Annotated in this window: 9 protein-coding genes, 2 tRNA genes and 3 rRNA genes; 12 read left to right on the top strand and 2 right to left on the bottom strand. The window is 43.8% G+C overall.

What is annotated here, in order from left to right; genetic code table 11:
* Positions 1-355 precede the first annotated feature (355 nt).
* The 3 genes from ACPPVU_RS04830 to ACPPVU_RS04840 all read left to right on the top strand — a co-directional run bounded on the left by ACPPVU_RS04830 (position 356) and on the right by ACPPVU_RS04840 (position 2,728).
* A complete protein-coding gene (locus ACPPVU_RS04830) occupies positions 356-835 on the top strand; it encodes a hypothetical protein (RefSeq protein WP_426670569.1) in 480 nt (159 codons plus the stop codon).
* 123 nt (positions 836-958) lie between these two features.
* The gene (locus ACPPVU_RS04835) at positions 959-1,141 is read left to right on the top strand and encodes a hypothetical protein (RefSeq protein WP_426670570.1); all 183 of its coding nucleotides are present in this window, start codon (positions 959-961) and stop codon (positions 1,139-1,141) included.
* A 39-nt stretch (positions 1,142-1,180) separates the two neighbouring features.
* The gene (locus tag ACPPVU_RS04840) at positions 1,181-2,728 is read left to right on the top strand and encodes an NAD(P)/FAD-dependent oxidoreductase (RefSeq protein ID WP_426670571.1); all 1,548 of its coding nucleotides are present in this window, start codon (positions 1,181-1,183) and stop codon (positions 2,726-2,728) included.
* Here ACPPVU_RS04840 and ACPPVU_RS04845 read toward each other — a convergent pair whose 3' ends face one another.
* Positions 2,729-2,875: a hypothetical protein gene (locus tag ACPPVU_RS04845; protein WP_426670572.1), complete on the bottom strand. Its 147-nt coding sequence runs from the start codon at positions 2,873-2,875 to the stop codon at positions 2,729-2,731.
* Between the two features lie 39 nt (positions 2,876-2,914).
* On the opposite strand from ACPPVU_RS04845, the gene ACPPVU_RS04850 reads away from it, so the two are divergent.
* The 3 genes from ACPPVU_RS04850 to ACPPVU_RS04860 all read left to right on the top strand — a co-directional run bounded on the left by ACPPVU_RS04850 (position 2,915) and on the right by ACPPVU_RS04860 (position 4,491).
* Positions 2,915-3,403, top strand: coding sequence for a DinB family protein (locus ACPPVU_RS04850; protein WP_426670573.1), 489 nt, complete (start codon positions 2,915-2,917; stop codon positions 3,401-3,403).
* Positions 3,404-3,482: 79 nt separating this feature from the next.
* Positions 3,483-3,848 (top strand): CoA-binding protein, encoded by a 366-nt coding sequence (locus ACPPVU_RS04855; RefSeq protein ID WP_426670574.1) that lies wholly within the window; start codon positions 3,483-3,485, stop codon positions 3,846-3,848.
* Between the two features lie 67 nt (positions 3,849-3,915).
* The gene (locus ACPPVU_RS04860) at positions 3,916-4,491 is read left to right on the top strand and encodes a hypothetical protein (protein ID WP_426670575.1); all 576 of its coding nucleotides are present in this window, start codon (positions 3,916-3,918) and stop codon (positions 4,489-4,491) included.
* A gap of 18 nt (positions 4,492-4,509) precedes the next feature.
* On the opposite strand, the gene ACPPVU_RS04865 is transcribed toward ACPPVU_RS04860, so the two are convergent.
* On the bottom strand, positions 4,510-5,886 hold the full coding sequence (locus ACPPVU_RS04865) for a methyltransferase RsmF C-terminal domain-like protein (RefSeq protein ID WP_426670576.1): 1,377 nt from the start codon (positions 5,884-5,886) through the stop codon (positions 4,510-4,512).
* A 755-nt stretch (positions 5,887-6,641) separates the two neighbouring features.
* Here ACPPVU_RS04865 and ACPPVU_RS04870 point away from each other — a divergent pair.
* The 6 genes from ACPPVU_RS04870 (at position 6,642) to ACPPVU_RS04895 (ending at position 14,004) form a co-directional block, all read left to right on the top strand.
* A 16S ribosomal RNA gene (locus ACPPVU_RS04870) occupies positions 6,642-8,163 on the top strand.
* A 286-nt stretch (positions 8,164-8,449) separates the two neighbouring features.
* Positions 8,450-8,524 (top strand) — tRNA-Ile (locus ACPPVU_RS04875).
* A gap of 93 nt (positions 8,525-8,617) precedes the next feature.
* Positions 8,618-8,694: transfer RNA gene (locus ACPPVU_RS04880), tRNA-Ala, on the top strand.
* 283 nt (positions 8,695-8,977) lie between these two features.
* Positions 8,978-11,861, top strand: a 23S ribosomal RNA gene (locus ACPPVU_RS04885).
* 217 nt (positions 11,862-12,078) lie between these two features.
* Positions 12,079-12,190: ribosomal RNA gene (gene rrf, locus ACPPVU_RS04890) — 5S ribosomal RNA — on the top strand.
* Together the 16S, 23S and 5S rRNA genes with 2 tRNA genes alongside form the textbook arrangement of a ribosomal RNA operon.
* A gap of 437 nt (positions 12,191-12,627) precedes the next feature.
* Positions 12,628-14,004, top strand: coding sequence for an aspartate kinase (locus ACPPVU_RS04895; RefSeq protein ID WP_426670577.1), 1,377 nt, complete (start codon positions 12,628-12,630; stop codon positions 14,002-14,004).

Raw genomic sequence — 14,004 nt, forward strand, 5'->3', positions numbered from 1 at the left:
CTGATGCCATTTGATAAATAATTGATTATCAATATTATAAATTTTTATTGATCTACGAAACTGTTCGTTTTCGTACGGTTGTGACACAATTGCGGACGGTTTTTGACCCGTCCGGAAATAGCTATACCGCGTGGTGAGTTAATCCTGCAATAGTTATACATCGGATTCTGATAATCCTGGAATGAACTATACAGGTCATAATTGTAAAGATAATGGTTAAATAACTTGTTGTTTGGAAATCCCCGGAAGGGAGGGCTTTTTAATGATTTCTGAAATTTTGCAAATAGAATCTTCCCTGCAGGGGGAGATTCAAATGACTTTGGTAACTTTGAGCTTTTGATAAAGCCGTATCATAATGAATACTTCAACTGTTTTAAAAGGAATTATTGCAGTTACATGCCTAAGTGTGCATGCTTGTAAGTCCCCCCAAAAGAAAATGATCCGGATTGATACCCCCAGGACGGTATCATCCAAAAGCCAGGTACAATCTGATAATAAGGAATTGCAATTTGAAATTAAAATTTATCTGAAAGCAGACGCTATTTATTCAGGGAAAGTCTATACCAATAAAGACAAAAAGGATGTCTTTTATAGGATTTTAGAAATCCCTGAAGAAGAAAATATAATGTTAATAGCCGAGAATATTTCAATCGGTGAAGAAGGCGGAAACTATCAGTTAATTAAAAGAGTGCGGTTAACTGACGATAATGCGGTGTTGCCAAGATTTGGACTAAGTAAAATAGATTCAGTTAAATTTATCGATAGTGTTAGAGTAGAAGGATATTTTAACGACAAGAAAATGATAATAAATGTTGATTCGTTGAAGAAAATGTGATCGATCTTAGTTCCGTCCCTCTTTCCGCGCAGCGAAGAGGGTCGACAAGCGAAGCAATGTCGGGGTGAGTAGATGGGCGACTTTTTTATTAACTTTAAGCTTTACCAATAGACTTATCACGAAATGAATTTTTTATATGTGTTAGGCGGAGTGGCTTGTTTGGCATTCGGAATCTGGCTTACCGTACACCAGGTGAAAATATTTTTGAAAAAAGAACAGGATGAGCTTGGATTTGATATTAAAGGACTAGGTGTTGGAATCATGTTCATCATTATAGGAATCTTTATTATCTCAAAATACATTTAGCTACCTTTGCCTCATCCCGGATAAAAACCGGGCAACACTATGATCAAAGAAACAGAAATTGTTTGTTCGCCTGAGCAACACGAAGATGAGGCCACTTTACAAAGACTGGCCGCCGCCGATCTAAAAATATCACCTCAACAAATAACAGGCTTAAAAATTCTTAAACGCTCTATTGATGCCCGTGGCCGCAAAGTGGTTTATCGTATGCAGGTAAGGGTTTTTGTTGGCGAGCCCTATCAACCCGATACCTACACTATTAAATATCCTGATGTAAAGGATGCCAAACCGGTTATTATAATAGGTGCTGGTCCGGCAGGGTTATTTGCTGCTTTGCAATGTATTGAATCTGGTTTGAAGCCGGTTATACTGGAAAGAGGCAAGGATGTAAAACAACGTAGGCGTGATCTGGCCAATATTAATAAGCAGGGATTAGTGAACCCGGAATCCAACTATTGTTTTGGAGAAGGTGGTGCCGGGACTTACTCTGATGGCAAGCTTTACACACGTTCCACCAAGCGGGGCGATGTAAACCAGGTATTAAAAACCTTTGTAGCGCACGGTGCTGAGGAAGATATATTAATAGATGCACGCCCCCACATCGGCACCAATAAATTGCCAGGTATTATCACTGCCATACGTGAAACGATACAGAACGCAGGTGGGGGGATCCATTTCGATACTAAGGTAACAGGTCTGGTAGTTGATTTTGGTAAGATAAAAGGTGTAAAAACATCTGATGGAGAAACCTGGAAAGCCGATGCAGTGATATTGGCAACCGGACATTCGGCACGTGATATTTTCGAAATGCTGCACACTCAAAACATCCTGATAGAAGCCAAACCATTTGCTTTGGGTGTGAGAATAGAACATCCGCAGGAAATTATCGATCGCGCCCAATATCATTGTGATGACCGTGGCGAATACTTGCCGCCATCCTATTATAGTTTGGTTGAACAGGTGGATGGTCGTGGTGTATTCTCATTCTGCATGTGCCCGGGAGGTATCATTGCGCCATGCTCTACAGAAGATAAAGAAATTGTAGTGAACGGATGGAGCCCTTCAAAACGAAATAATCCATATGCCAATTCGGGTACGGTGGTGCAGGTGAATTTGGAAGATGTAAAAGGTGATAATGCTGATCCATTTAAATTACTCCGCTTTCAGCAGGAGATAGAGCAAATAGCATTTACAGCAGGCGGCGGTCAGTTGGTAGCCCCCGGTCAGCGGATGGTTGATTTTGTTGAGGGGCGTGTTTCAACCGATCTCCCCAAAAACTCTTACCTGCCCGGCACAAAAAGCGTAGATTTAAAACAGGTTCTGCCCGTATGGATTGCGGCAAGCCTGCAAAAAGCATTGCCCGCCTTTGGCAGAAAGATGAAAGGATATTATACTAACGAGGCTATATTAGTAGGTGTGGAATCGCGTACCTCATCGCCTGTAAAAGTTCCGCGTGATAAGGATACTTTGCAGCATCCCCAGATACAAGGGTTATTTCCATGTGGTGAAGGAGCAGGATATGCAGGTGGCATTATTTCTGCAGCGATTGATGGGATCAATTGCGCATTGGCGGCGAAGAAGATTTTATAGTTACATAGACGCGTTAGGGATAGAAAACGGATACCAGCCTGCGCCTAATGCCTGCAGGCGTATGAGTGGATAGCCCGTTAAAACGCCCAAAATAGTCTGAACCGGAATTTTCAGAATTAAGGAATAAACAAAATTCAGGTAATTCATAAATTCAAAAAGTTCGAGTTCAGACAAAAATATACAACCATGACAACATCAGAAAAACTCCAGCACGAACTACAAAAGGTATTATCCGGCGATCCTTGGTACGGCAACCCGGTTTATCAGATTATTGAGCAGGTAAGTTTTGAAGCTGCTTTTGAAAAGCCTCAGCACGCCGCACACAATATTGCCGAAATTGTACTGCACATGCTGGCGTGGACAGAAGAAGTGCTCGACCGGATGAACGGTATGGACGCTGGTGTGCCTTCGAGCGGAGACTGGCCCCCGACAGGCAACCCCGAGGAACAAAAATGGCAGAACTATGTCAATGATTTGAAGCTGGTCAACGTAAATTTGTTAGGTCTTATTCAGAGTTTCCCGGAAGAGAAATGGAGTGAGCTAATAAACAGTGAACGAAACCGCGAGTTAGGCAGCGGGGTAACTTATGAAGAATTGGTGAACGGATTGATACAGCATCATATTTACCATGCCGGCCAGATCGCAGTATTAAGGAGGATTACACAGATTATATAAGGATTACACCGATTATCAGTGCAATCAAAATTACATCGGTGTAATCATAAAACAATCGGTGTAATCACAAATAAATAATATGGCTGATAAAAGAACGCTTGTTTTAGGGGCCAGCCCCGATACAAGCCGATACGCTAATCTTGCCGCCAACAAGCTGGTACGGGATGGGCATAGTATAGTAAATGTAGGATTAAGAACGGGTGAGATAGCTGGCGTGCCAATTGAAAAGCCGGAAACTATACACCATGATATAGATACGATCACCCTGTATGTTGGTCCGCAGCACCAGGAAGAGTTGTACGATTATATATTGGATACCCATCCCAAACGGATCATCTTTAATCCCGGCACTGAAAATTCAAAACTCCGTCGCATGGCTAATGAGAAAGGTATTGAGACGGAGTATGCGTGTACGTTGGTGTTGTTATCGATAGGACAGTATTGAGGTTAGTGGTTGGGGATTAGTTTTAAAATTTTCGGGGAAATAGATGGCTTAATATTATTTTTATGCCATGAAAACCTTATCACTTCTATTTATTCCTATAATATTTTTATTGCACCCAACTCTGGATGCTGATCTCACCGTTCTCAAAAAACAGAAGGAAACTATTGACCAATATGCATATAAGCACCGAAAAGAAATGCTGGTGTTTTTAAAGCTTGAGGGTAAAAGTAAATTGATCAGACTGAAAACCGAAGATCTCCCTGACAACGCCGAATACATATACAATGTGTTGAAGGATGGATCGGGACATATCGTACTCATCGAGCAAATCCCTTGCAGTCAAAGCGGAGACTGGTATATTGAATGGAAGCATTATTTTGATGCTGATGGCAATACATTTTGCTTTAGCAACAGACAATCTATTTTTAATGATAGTGTAAAAGGTGGAGTTGTCGTAGAAGAGCTAGTTAAGTATTATAATAAAGAATTTAGACTGTTAGAGAGTAAGAGCAAGTTAACAGATAAAGACGATAAGACTATTTCAAGAAAGGTGAGCGAATTTGATTTTCGTGACTATAAATATAGTATCTACAAAAATGCCGACGAATGCTTAAATGCTTTTTATATTATACTAAATAAATAAACTTTCAGCTTTCGCCTTTTAGCTTTCAGCTCTGGACATTATCCTAATCTCCTTCGGATAATAATTATTGATTCTATTTGGTAGTAATTTTGCCCAACTTAAAGCATGACCTTCAAAATTCATTAAGCTCCAGCCCTTATCGGTAACATCTAGATCAGTTATATTTTCCCGCCTTAAATATTGAATTGCCTGATCTTTGTTTAGTTCGGTTTGTAAAAACTGGTCTTTATTTACAATCAGGCTCAAAGCCAGTTCATGGTCGGGTATCAGATCTTTACCCATTAGTTTGCCAATCCGTATGCCCGACTTCTTAATATATAGGTATCGCTGCAAAATGGCAAGGCTTTCCTTATGATGACGGTTGATAGCCAGCCAGTCATCATTCACCTTGAAGAAGAAAAAATCTGCGGCATCATTAATATAAGGCTTTACCTGGTCTATCTCCTTAAAATTAGCTTTCTGATGTTCTTTATCTTTCACAGGCGGTACGTCTCCGCTGCTTTCCTTTTTTTGCAGGCAGGCAGCAAATAAGCCTTCGCCTTTTACTTTATCCGGGTAAAACCGGTAACCCCAGGCTTGTTTTTGGGTCGACTGGCTTTCTACTATCCCCCAATCGGCCTCGATAGGTATCCTAATGCTTTCCAATTCAAATTCGGTGCAGAGCCAATCGAGTATATCTTCATTTTCTTCGACAGAATAAGAGCACGTACTATATATAAGGTATCCATCCTCCTTTAAAGCCGGGTAAACATCCGCCAGTATGCGCTCCTGCCGCTGATGACATAAGTTCACATTCGCTTCCGACCATTCCTCCATCGCCGCCGGATCTTTCCTGAACATGCCCGAACCCGAACAAGGCGCATCCACTAATATAATATCGAAGAAGCCTTTCAGCCTGCCGAAATCCTTAGGGTCATTATTAGTTACTATACTATTGTCCGTTCCCCACCTGGTCAGGTTATCCATCAGCACAGGCACGCGTGTTTTAATGATCTCGTTAGCAACAAGCAGGTCGTTGCTTTTTAAGGCTGAATTGATCAGCGTGCTTTTACCACCGGGAGCAGCACAAAGGTCCAATACCTTTATCCCGTCTGTCTCCTTATTAATATAGTGTAGTATATGATCGATGAACATAGACGATGCTTCTTGTACATAATAGCACCCCGCATGGAAAAGCGGATCAAATGTAAAAGAAGGTCGTGTATTAAGATAATAACCCTCGCTGCACCATGGCACTTGTTTATCACTTTTTATGTTTGATTTTTTGAACGGATTTAGCCTGATGGAGGTAGGCGAATCCGAAACCTGGTGCGCTTTTGTAAAATTTTCCGCGTCGAAGCCGGGCGAGCCAGCTAGTAAATTCAGAAAATTTGAGGGAAAATCGGTGTTGTTCATATCGTTTTCAAAGATACAAAAATCAACAGCTTTGATTTTTGGCCTTATTGACCCGTTGAGGTAACAAATAATTGGCCTTAGTTTACAATGAGTTAAAAGGATGTTCTTATTATTTTAATATTTCTTTTTGCAGCTATCCATTTTCTCCTTACATTTGTAACCCGCTTACGAAAGGAGCGGTTGTTTTTTGAAGATTTAGTGGTGATAAAATAATCTGAAAATAAGTGAAAATAACACTTGACAGGAATTAAAAAAAACCACATCTTTGCAGCCCGCAAACGAAGGAGCGGGAAGTTCTGAGAAGGTTTGGAGAAGAGAGGCAGAGGGGGTTTGAGAAGGAGAAAAGAGAAGAAGATAACCCGGCGCCAGGACTTAGAAAAATAAAAAAAATAAGTTTTGGAAAAGAGAAAAAGGTTTCTACCTTTGCAGTCCCAAAACGAACAGGGAAAAAAGCCGGAAGCGATTTCTGGTTTGAAGATTGAAAAAGTGGTCACAGCGATGTGAAAACGATATAAAGTTCCGAACCGCGAGGCGAGGGATGAAAGTTCTTTAGAAGGTGAATAAATAATTATGAGACGCAGCGAGACGGAATCTGCTAACGCAGAAGAAGTCAGAAATGTTTTTTAAAGACGAGATAGAAAGGCGTAATACTGTATAAAGATACAACGCTGGAATGTCGCAAGACAGGAAAGCAAATACAGATTATAAAATGATTCTATTGAGTAAATAGGGTCAGTAATCAAACAAAACATTATACAATGGAGAGTTTGATCCTGGCTCAGGATGAACGCTAGCGGCAGGCCTAATACATGCAAGTCGGACGGGATTGGAGAGCTTGCTTTCCATGAGAGTGGCGCACGGGTGCGTAACACGTATGTAACCTACCCATATCAGGGGGATAGCCTCTCGAAAGAGAGATTAAGCCCGCATAAAATCACACACTGGCATCAGTAAATGATCAAATATTTATAGGATATGGATGGGCATGCGGAACATTAGCTAGTTGGTAAGGTAACGGCTTACCAAGGCTACGATGTTTAGGGGATCTGAGAGGATGACCCCCCACACTGGTACTGAGACACGGACCAGACTCCTACGGGAGGCAGCAGTAAGGAATATTGGTCAATGGGCGCAAGCCTGAACCAGCCATGCCGCGTGCAGGAAGACGGCCCTACGGGTTGTAAACTGCTTTTATACGGGAATAAACCTACTTACGTGTAAGTAGCTGAATGTACTGTAAGAATAAGGATCGGCTAACTCCGTGCCAGCAGCCGCGGTAATACGGAGGATCCAAGCGTTATCCGGATTTATTGGGTTTAAAGGGTGCGTAGGCGGCCAATTAAGTCAGGGGTGAAAGACGGTAGCTTAACTATCGCAGTGCCTTTGATACTGATTGGCTTGAATGTACTTGAGGTAGGCGGAATGTGACAAGTAGCGGTGAAATGCATAGATATGTCACAGAACACCAATTGCGAAGGCAGCTTACTAAAGTATGATTGACGCTGAGGCACGAAAGCGTGGGGATCAAACAGGATTAGATACCCTGGTAGTCCACGCCCTAAACGATGAACACTCGATGTTGGCGATATACGGTCAGCGTCTAAGCGAAAGCGTTAAGTGTTCCACCTGGGGAGTACGCCCGCAAGGGTGAAACTCAAAGGAATTGACGGGGGCCCGCACAAGCGGAGGAGCATGTGGTTTAATTCGATGATACGCGAGGAACCTTACCCGGGCTTGAAAGTTAGTGAATAGAGCAGAGACGCTCTAGTCCTTCGGGACACGAAACTAGGTGCTGCATGGCTGTCGTCAGCTCGTGCCGTGAGGTGTTGGGTTAAGTCCCGCAACGAGCGCAACCCCTGTGAATAGTTGCCAGCACGTAAAGGTGGGGACTCTATTCAGACTGCCTACGCAAGTAGAGAGGAAGGAGGGGACGACGTCAAGTCATCATGGCCCTTACGTCCGGGGCTACACACGTGCTACAATGGCCGGTACAGAGGGCAGCGACCTGGCAACAGGAAGCCAATCTCAAAAAGCCGGTCACAGTTCGGATCGGGGTCTGCAACTCGACCCCGTGAAGTTGGATTCGCTAGTAATCGCAGATCAGCAATGCTGCGGTGAATACGTTCCCGGGCCTTGTACACACCGCCCGTCAAGCCATGGAAGCTGGAAGTGCCTGAAGTGCGTAACCGTAAGGAGCGTCCTAGGGTAAAGTCGGTAACTGGGGCTAAGTCGTAACAAGGTAGCCGTACCGGAAGGTGTGGCTGGAATACCTCCTTTCTGGAGCAGTATTGCCCTTATCTTGTCATAAAAGCAAAAGCTGTTCTCATAATTATCACCTTTTATTTAAGCATTAAATTGGTTTGAAGGTTTAAAAGTTGGAAAGTTGAAAGGTTAATACCTGATGACTACTGATCAATGACCATTCACCAAAAAGGAAAACCCAAAAGATGAAGCCATCGATGTGGGCCTGACCTAAGGGCAGGGACGCTTAGTTGGCAGTAGCAGTAGTAAGTAGCAGTAGAAAGAAAGCTGCCACTGCAACTAAATACTGCAACTAAAAAACAGTCCCGTAGCTCAGTTTGGTTAGAGCACTACACTGATAATGTAGGGGTCAGCAGTTCAAATCTGCTCGGGACTACATTTAGAGTCATTAGTCAGTGGTCATTAGTCATTAGCTTTTAAAGCGAACGATCCAATGACAAATCAACTAATGACGAATGACTAAATCTAAGGGGGATTAGCTCAGCTGGCTAGAGCACCTGCCTTGCACGCAGGGGGTCAACGGTTCGAATCCGTTATTCTCCACCATGCTTGAGAGAATCAAGATGAAAGAATCAAGAAACAAGACATAAAAATCTTGAATCCTGGCTCTGGACTCCTGAATCTGCGAAGCAAAACGTTCTTTGACATATTGGAAGAAGTAATTGAAAAAAAGAGAAGACAACAGTAGGGACGTTGTTTTTGAAGAATCAAGATACAAGAATCAAGAAACAAGACTTCGGTCCTGGCTCATGACTCTTAACTCTTGGATCTAAAGAAATGACTCTCAAATAAAAAAAGCATACTCTACCGGGCAAAAGCGGTAGAAGTAGAAGAAAGTAAGAAAGGGTACACGGGGGATGCCTTGGCTCTCAGAGGCGATGAAGGACGTGATAAGCTGCGATAAGCCGCGGGGATCAGCAAATATGAATTGATCCGCGGATTTCCGAATGGGGAAACCTAACTATCTGAAGGATAGTTGCATAAATGCGCAAACCTGCTGAACTGAAACATCTAAGTAAGCAGAGGAAGAGAAAACAATAGTGATTTCCTGAGTAGTGGCGAGCGAAAGGGAAACAGCCCAAACCCATTATGTTACGGCATAATGGGGGTTGTAGGACCACGATGTGGTATATTAAACAGAAGCGGAACGGTGTGGGAAAACCGGCCATAGAGCATGATAGCTGCGTACGCGTAATGAATAATAACCTAGTGAGTTCCTGAGTACCGCGAGGTCGGAGACGCCTTGTGGGAACCAGCCGGCACCATCCGGTAAGGCTAAATACTACTGAGAGACCGATAGTGAACCAGTACCGTGAGGGAAAGGTGAAAAGAACCCCGAACAGGGGAGTGAAATAGAACCTGAAACCGTGTACTTACAAGCGGTCGGAGCCACCTTGTGTGGTGACGGCGTGCCTTTTGCATAATGAGCCTACGAGTTACTCCTCACTGGCAAGGTTAAATGGTTAAGCCATGAAGCCGAAGCGAAAGCGAGTCTGAAAAGGGCGTGCAGTCAGTGGGGGTAGACGCGAAACCTTGTGATCTACCCATGGACAGGTTGAAGGTGCCGTAACAGGTACTGGAGGACCGAACCGATAAACGTTGAAAAGTTTCCGGATGATCTGTGGGTAGGGGTGAAAGGCTAATCAAACTGGGAAATAGCTCGTACTCCCCGAAATGTTTTTAGGAACAGCCTGGCGGTTGAGTTATTCAGAGGTAGAGCTACTAATTGGGTGCGGGGGAGTCAAATCCTACCAAATCCAGATAAACTCCGAATGCTGAATAATATACGCTGGAGTGAGGCTCTGGGTGCTAAGGTCCAGGGCCGAGAGGGAAAGAACCCAGACCATCAGCTAAGGTCCCCAAATTAACGCTAAGTTGAACTAACGAGGTCCGATTGCACAGACAGCTAGGATGTTGGCTTGGAAGCAGCCATTCATTTAAAGAGTGCGTAACAGCTCACTAGTCGAGCGATCGGGCATGGATAATAAACGGGCATTAAGCGTTATACCGAAGCTATGGATTTGCACTTTGGTGCATCTGGTAGGGGAGCATTCTAATTCCGGTGAAGCAGGAGGGACAACCGACTGTGGAGGGTTTAGAAAAGCAAATGTAGGCATAAGTAACGATAAGGCGGGAGAGAAACCCGCCCACCGAAAGACTAAGGTTTCCTGATCAACGCTAATCGGATCAGGGTTAGTCGGGGCCTAAGGTGAAGCCGAAGGGCGTAGCCGATGGACAACTGGTTAATATTCCAGTACTTTTTATAACTGCGATGCGGTGACGGAGTAGTGACACTGACGCGAACTGACGGAATAGTTCGTTAAAGGCTGTAGGTATAGGTTTGGTAGTTAAGTACGCCAGATTTGCTGAAAGCTGATAGTACCTTGAACCTTCGGGGGATGGGATAGTTCAGGTAATCAGACTTCCAAGAAAACCCGCTAAGCTTCAGGTTATAAAAACCCGTACCGTAAACCGACACAGGTAGTCGAGGAGAGAATCCTAAGGTGCTCGAGTGAATCATGGCTAAGGAACTCGGCAAAATGGCCCTGTAACTTCGGGAGAAGGGGCGCTGTCAGCAATGGCAGCCGCAGTGAAAAGGCCCAGGCGACTGTTTAACAAAAACACATGGCTTTGCAAAATCGAAAGATGACGTATAAGGCCTGACACCTGCCCGGTGCCGGAAGGTTAAGAGGGGATGTTAGTCGCAAGGCGAAGCATTGAATTGAAGCCCCGGTAAACGGCGGCCGTAACTATAACGGTCCTAAGGTAGCGAAATTCCTTGTCGGGTAAGTTCCGACCTGCACGAATGGTGTAACGATCTGGGCGCTGTCTCAGCCATGAGCTCGGTGAAATTGTGGTATCGGTGAAGACGCCGGTTACCCGCAACGGGACGGAAAGACCCCATGCACCTTCACTACAACTTAACATTGATATCGGATACAGGATGTGTAGGATAGGTGGGAGACTGTGATCTGGCTTCGCTAGGAGTCAGTTAGTCAACGTTGAAATACCACCCTTTTTGTATCTGGTGTCTAATCCCGCATAGCGGGAGACATTGTTTGGCGGGTAGTTTGACTGGGGTGGTCGCCTCCAAAAAGGTAACGGAGGCTTTCAAAGGTAAGCTCAGTACGCTTGGTAACCGTACGTGGAGTGCAATAGCATAAGCTTGCTTGACAGTGAGGCAGACAAGCCGAGCTGGGTCGAAAGACGGATATAGTGATCCGGTGGTTCTGCATGGAAGGGCCATCGCTCAAAGGATAAAAGGTACGCTGGGGATAACAGGCTGATCTCCCCCAAGAGCTCATATCGACGGGGAGGTTTGGCACCTCGATGTCGGCTCGTCACATCCTGGGGCTGGAGAAGGTCCCAAGGGTTGAGCTGTTCGCTCATTAAAGTGGCACGCGAGCTGGGTTCAGAACGTCGCGAGACAGTTCGGTCCCTATCTGTTGTGGGCGTTGGAAGTTTGAGTGGGGCTGACCTTAGTACGAGAGGACCGGGTTGGACTAACCTCTGGTGAATCTGTTATGGCGCCAGCTGTATTGCAGAGTAGCTACGTTGGGAATAGATAAGCGCTGAAAGCATCTAAGTGCGAAACTAGCCACGAGATGAGACTTCCATTGAGGGTCGTAGTAGACTACTACGTTGATAGGTTACAGGTCTAAAGGTGGTGACATCATAGCCGAGTAATACTAATTGCCCGAAGCTTTCTTCGTGAACGGATTAAAGGTTGTACGTAAAACGTTTTACGTAATACGTACAACCCCGTACAAAACAGATAATAATTATTAATGCTGTTGTTTTCTTTTTGATCAATCACTTCTTTCAATTAATGTCTTAGTTAGACAGTCCATAGCCGATAGTCGATAGTCCATAGTCAGAAATGACTTAAGACTCAAGACTTAGAACTTACGACTAATAACTATAAAATATTCAGGTGCCTATATCGGCGGTGTCCACCTCTTCCCATTCCGAACAGAGAAGTTAAGCCCGCCAGAGCCGATGGTACTGCAGTAAAATGTGGGAGAGTAGGTCGGTGCCCAATCTTAATCAAGAAGGTCGTTATCGCAAGATGACGGCCTTTCTTGTTTTAGTTTAGAGCCAGGAGTCAGGAACCAGGAATCAGGATAAAAGTCTCTTGATTCTTGACTCCTGAATCTTGACTCTCATTCCCACCGTTCACGTTCACAAACACATGAACGCTCCGGTTGTTTATATAAACGTCTTATATACAGCTGTTTGTAAACTATCCCCCACTGACAAATCCCTGTCACCACTTCCCCCAATCCCACCCATTATATTTGCAGGTAAAAGTTATACGTTCTACGTAGTACGTTATACGTAATAAATCCTGTTTGCAAAAAGACGTAAAACGTATCACGTCCCACGTACAACCAAAACTCACCATTCACTCATTCACTAAATCGCTAATCACCCTCATAATATCTTTCTAAGAATCAAAATATTTAATAGTTTCGCGGCATGCTTACCGTAGAAAAAATTGGCGGGACCTCAATGAGTGCGCTCACCGAAGTACTGGATAATATTATTTTTTATGACCGTTCCGGCGAGGCGCTCTATAACCGCGTATTTGTAGTGTCGGCTTTTTCTGGAGTTACCAACCTGCTTTTAGAAAATAAGAAGACAAAGGAACCGGGCGTATATCATCGTATTGCTAGCTATGAGGATTTTCATGGTCTATTAGATGAGCTGGTAGCCAAATTAAAAGCAATAAACAAACAGTACGAGCCCCTGGGACTCGACCTGGCTAAGGCTAATACTTTTATTGAAAAGCATGTTAAGAAAGCAGAGTCCTACCTTGAAAACCTGGTCGACGTTTTAGCGTCGGGTTATGTAAGTAAAGAAGGAATACTTCAGGCAGCAAGAGAGATCCTCGCCTCTATCGGCGAAACTCATTCAGCGTTTAATTTATCTAATATTTTACAAAATAAAGGCTTAAATGCAAAGTTCATCGACTTAAGTGGCTTTGATGACCAGCGCCCTTTTACTATCGATCAGCGTATTAAAGATGTTTTCTCGGGGATCGATTTGAAATCCTGCATTTGCATAGTTACCGGTTACGCCAAAGGAACAGAAGGTATCATGCGGGAATTCGACCGGGGTTACTCAGAAGTAACATTCAGTAAGATCGCCCAGATACTCAAACCTACGGAGGCTATTATCCATAAAGAATATCATTTATCTACCGCTGATCCGGGAGTTGTGGGTATCGATAACTGCAAGCCCGTAGGCTTTACCAATTATGATATTGCGGATCAACTGGCTGACGTGGGTATGGAAGCTATTCACCCAAAAGCATCCAAACCACTTGAAATTAATGGAATTAACCTGCGAATTAAAAATACCTTTCAACCCGCTCACCCCGGAACACTGATCACCAAAGATTATGTTTCCGAATCAAAAAGGGTAGAAGTTATTACAGGATACGACCGCATGCTGATCATAGATGTGTATGACCCTTTAATGGTGGGCAGTGTGGGCAGCGACTTGCAGATCATGCAGATATTCTTTCAGCATAACGTCAGTTATACTTTTAAGGCTACAAGTGCCAACAGTATCTCAATTGTTATTTGGGAGAACGATTTTTCTCAAGCCTTCATAGATGATCTTGAGAAAAAGTTTGAAAAGATAACTGTAGAAAAAGTTGCAATGGTATGTCTGCTGGGTTCAAATATGGATCAGCCTGGTTTACTGGCCAAAAGTACAGAAGCCCTGGCCCGTGAAAATATCAATATCGTGAGTGCTGGAATGGCCTTGAGAAAAGTAAATATCCAGTTTTTAATAGCACAGGAGCATTTTAAAACTGCCATCATTGCATTGAACAAAGCGGTAGGGTAA

Origin of the sequence: Mucilaginibacter sp. McL0603 (assembly GCF_049992945.1) — a bacterium.
Taxonomy (GTDB): domain Bacteria; phylum Bacteroidota; class Bacteroidia; order Sphingobacteriales; family Sphingobacteriaceae; genus Mucilaginibacter.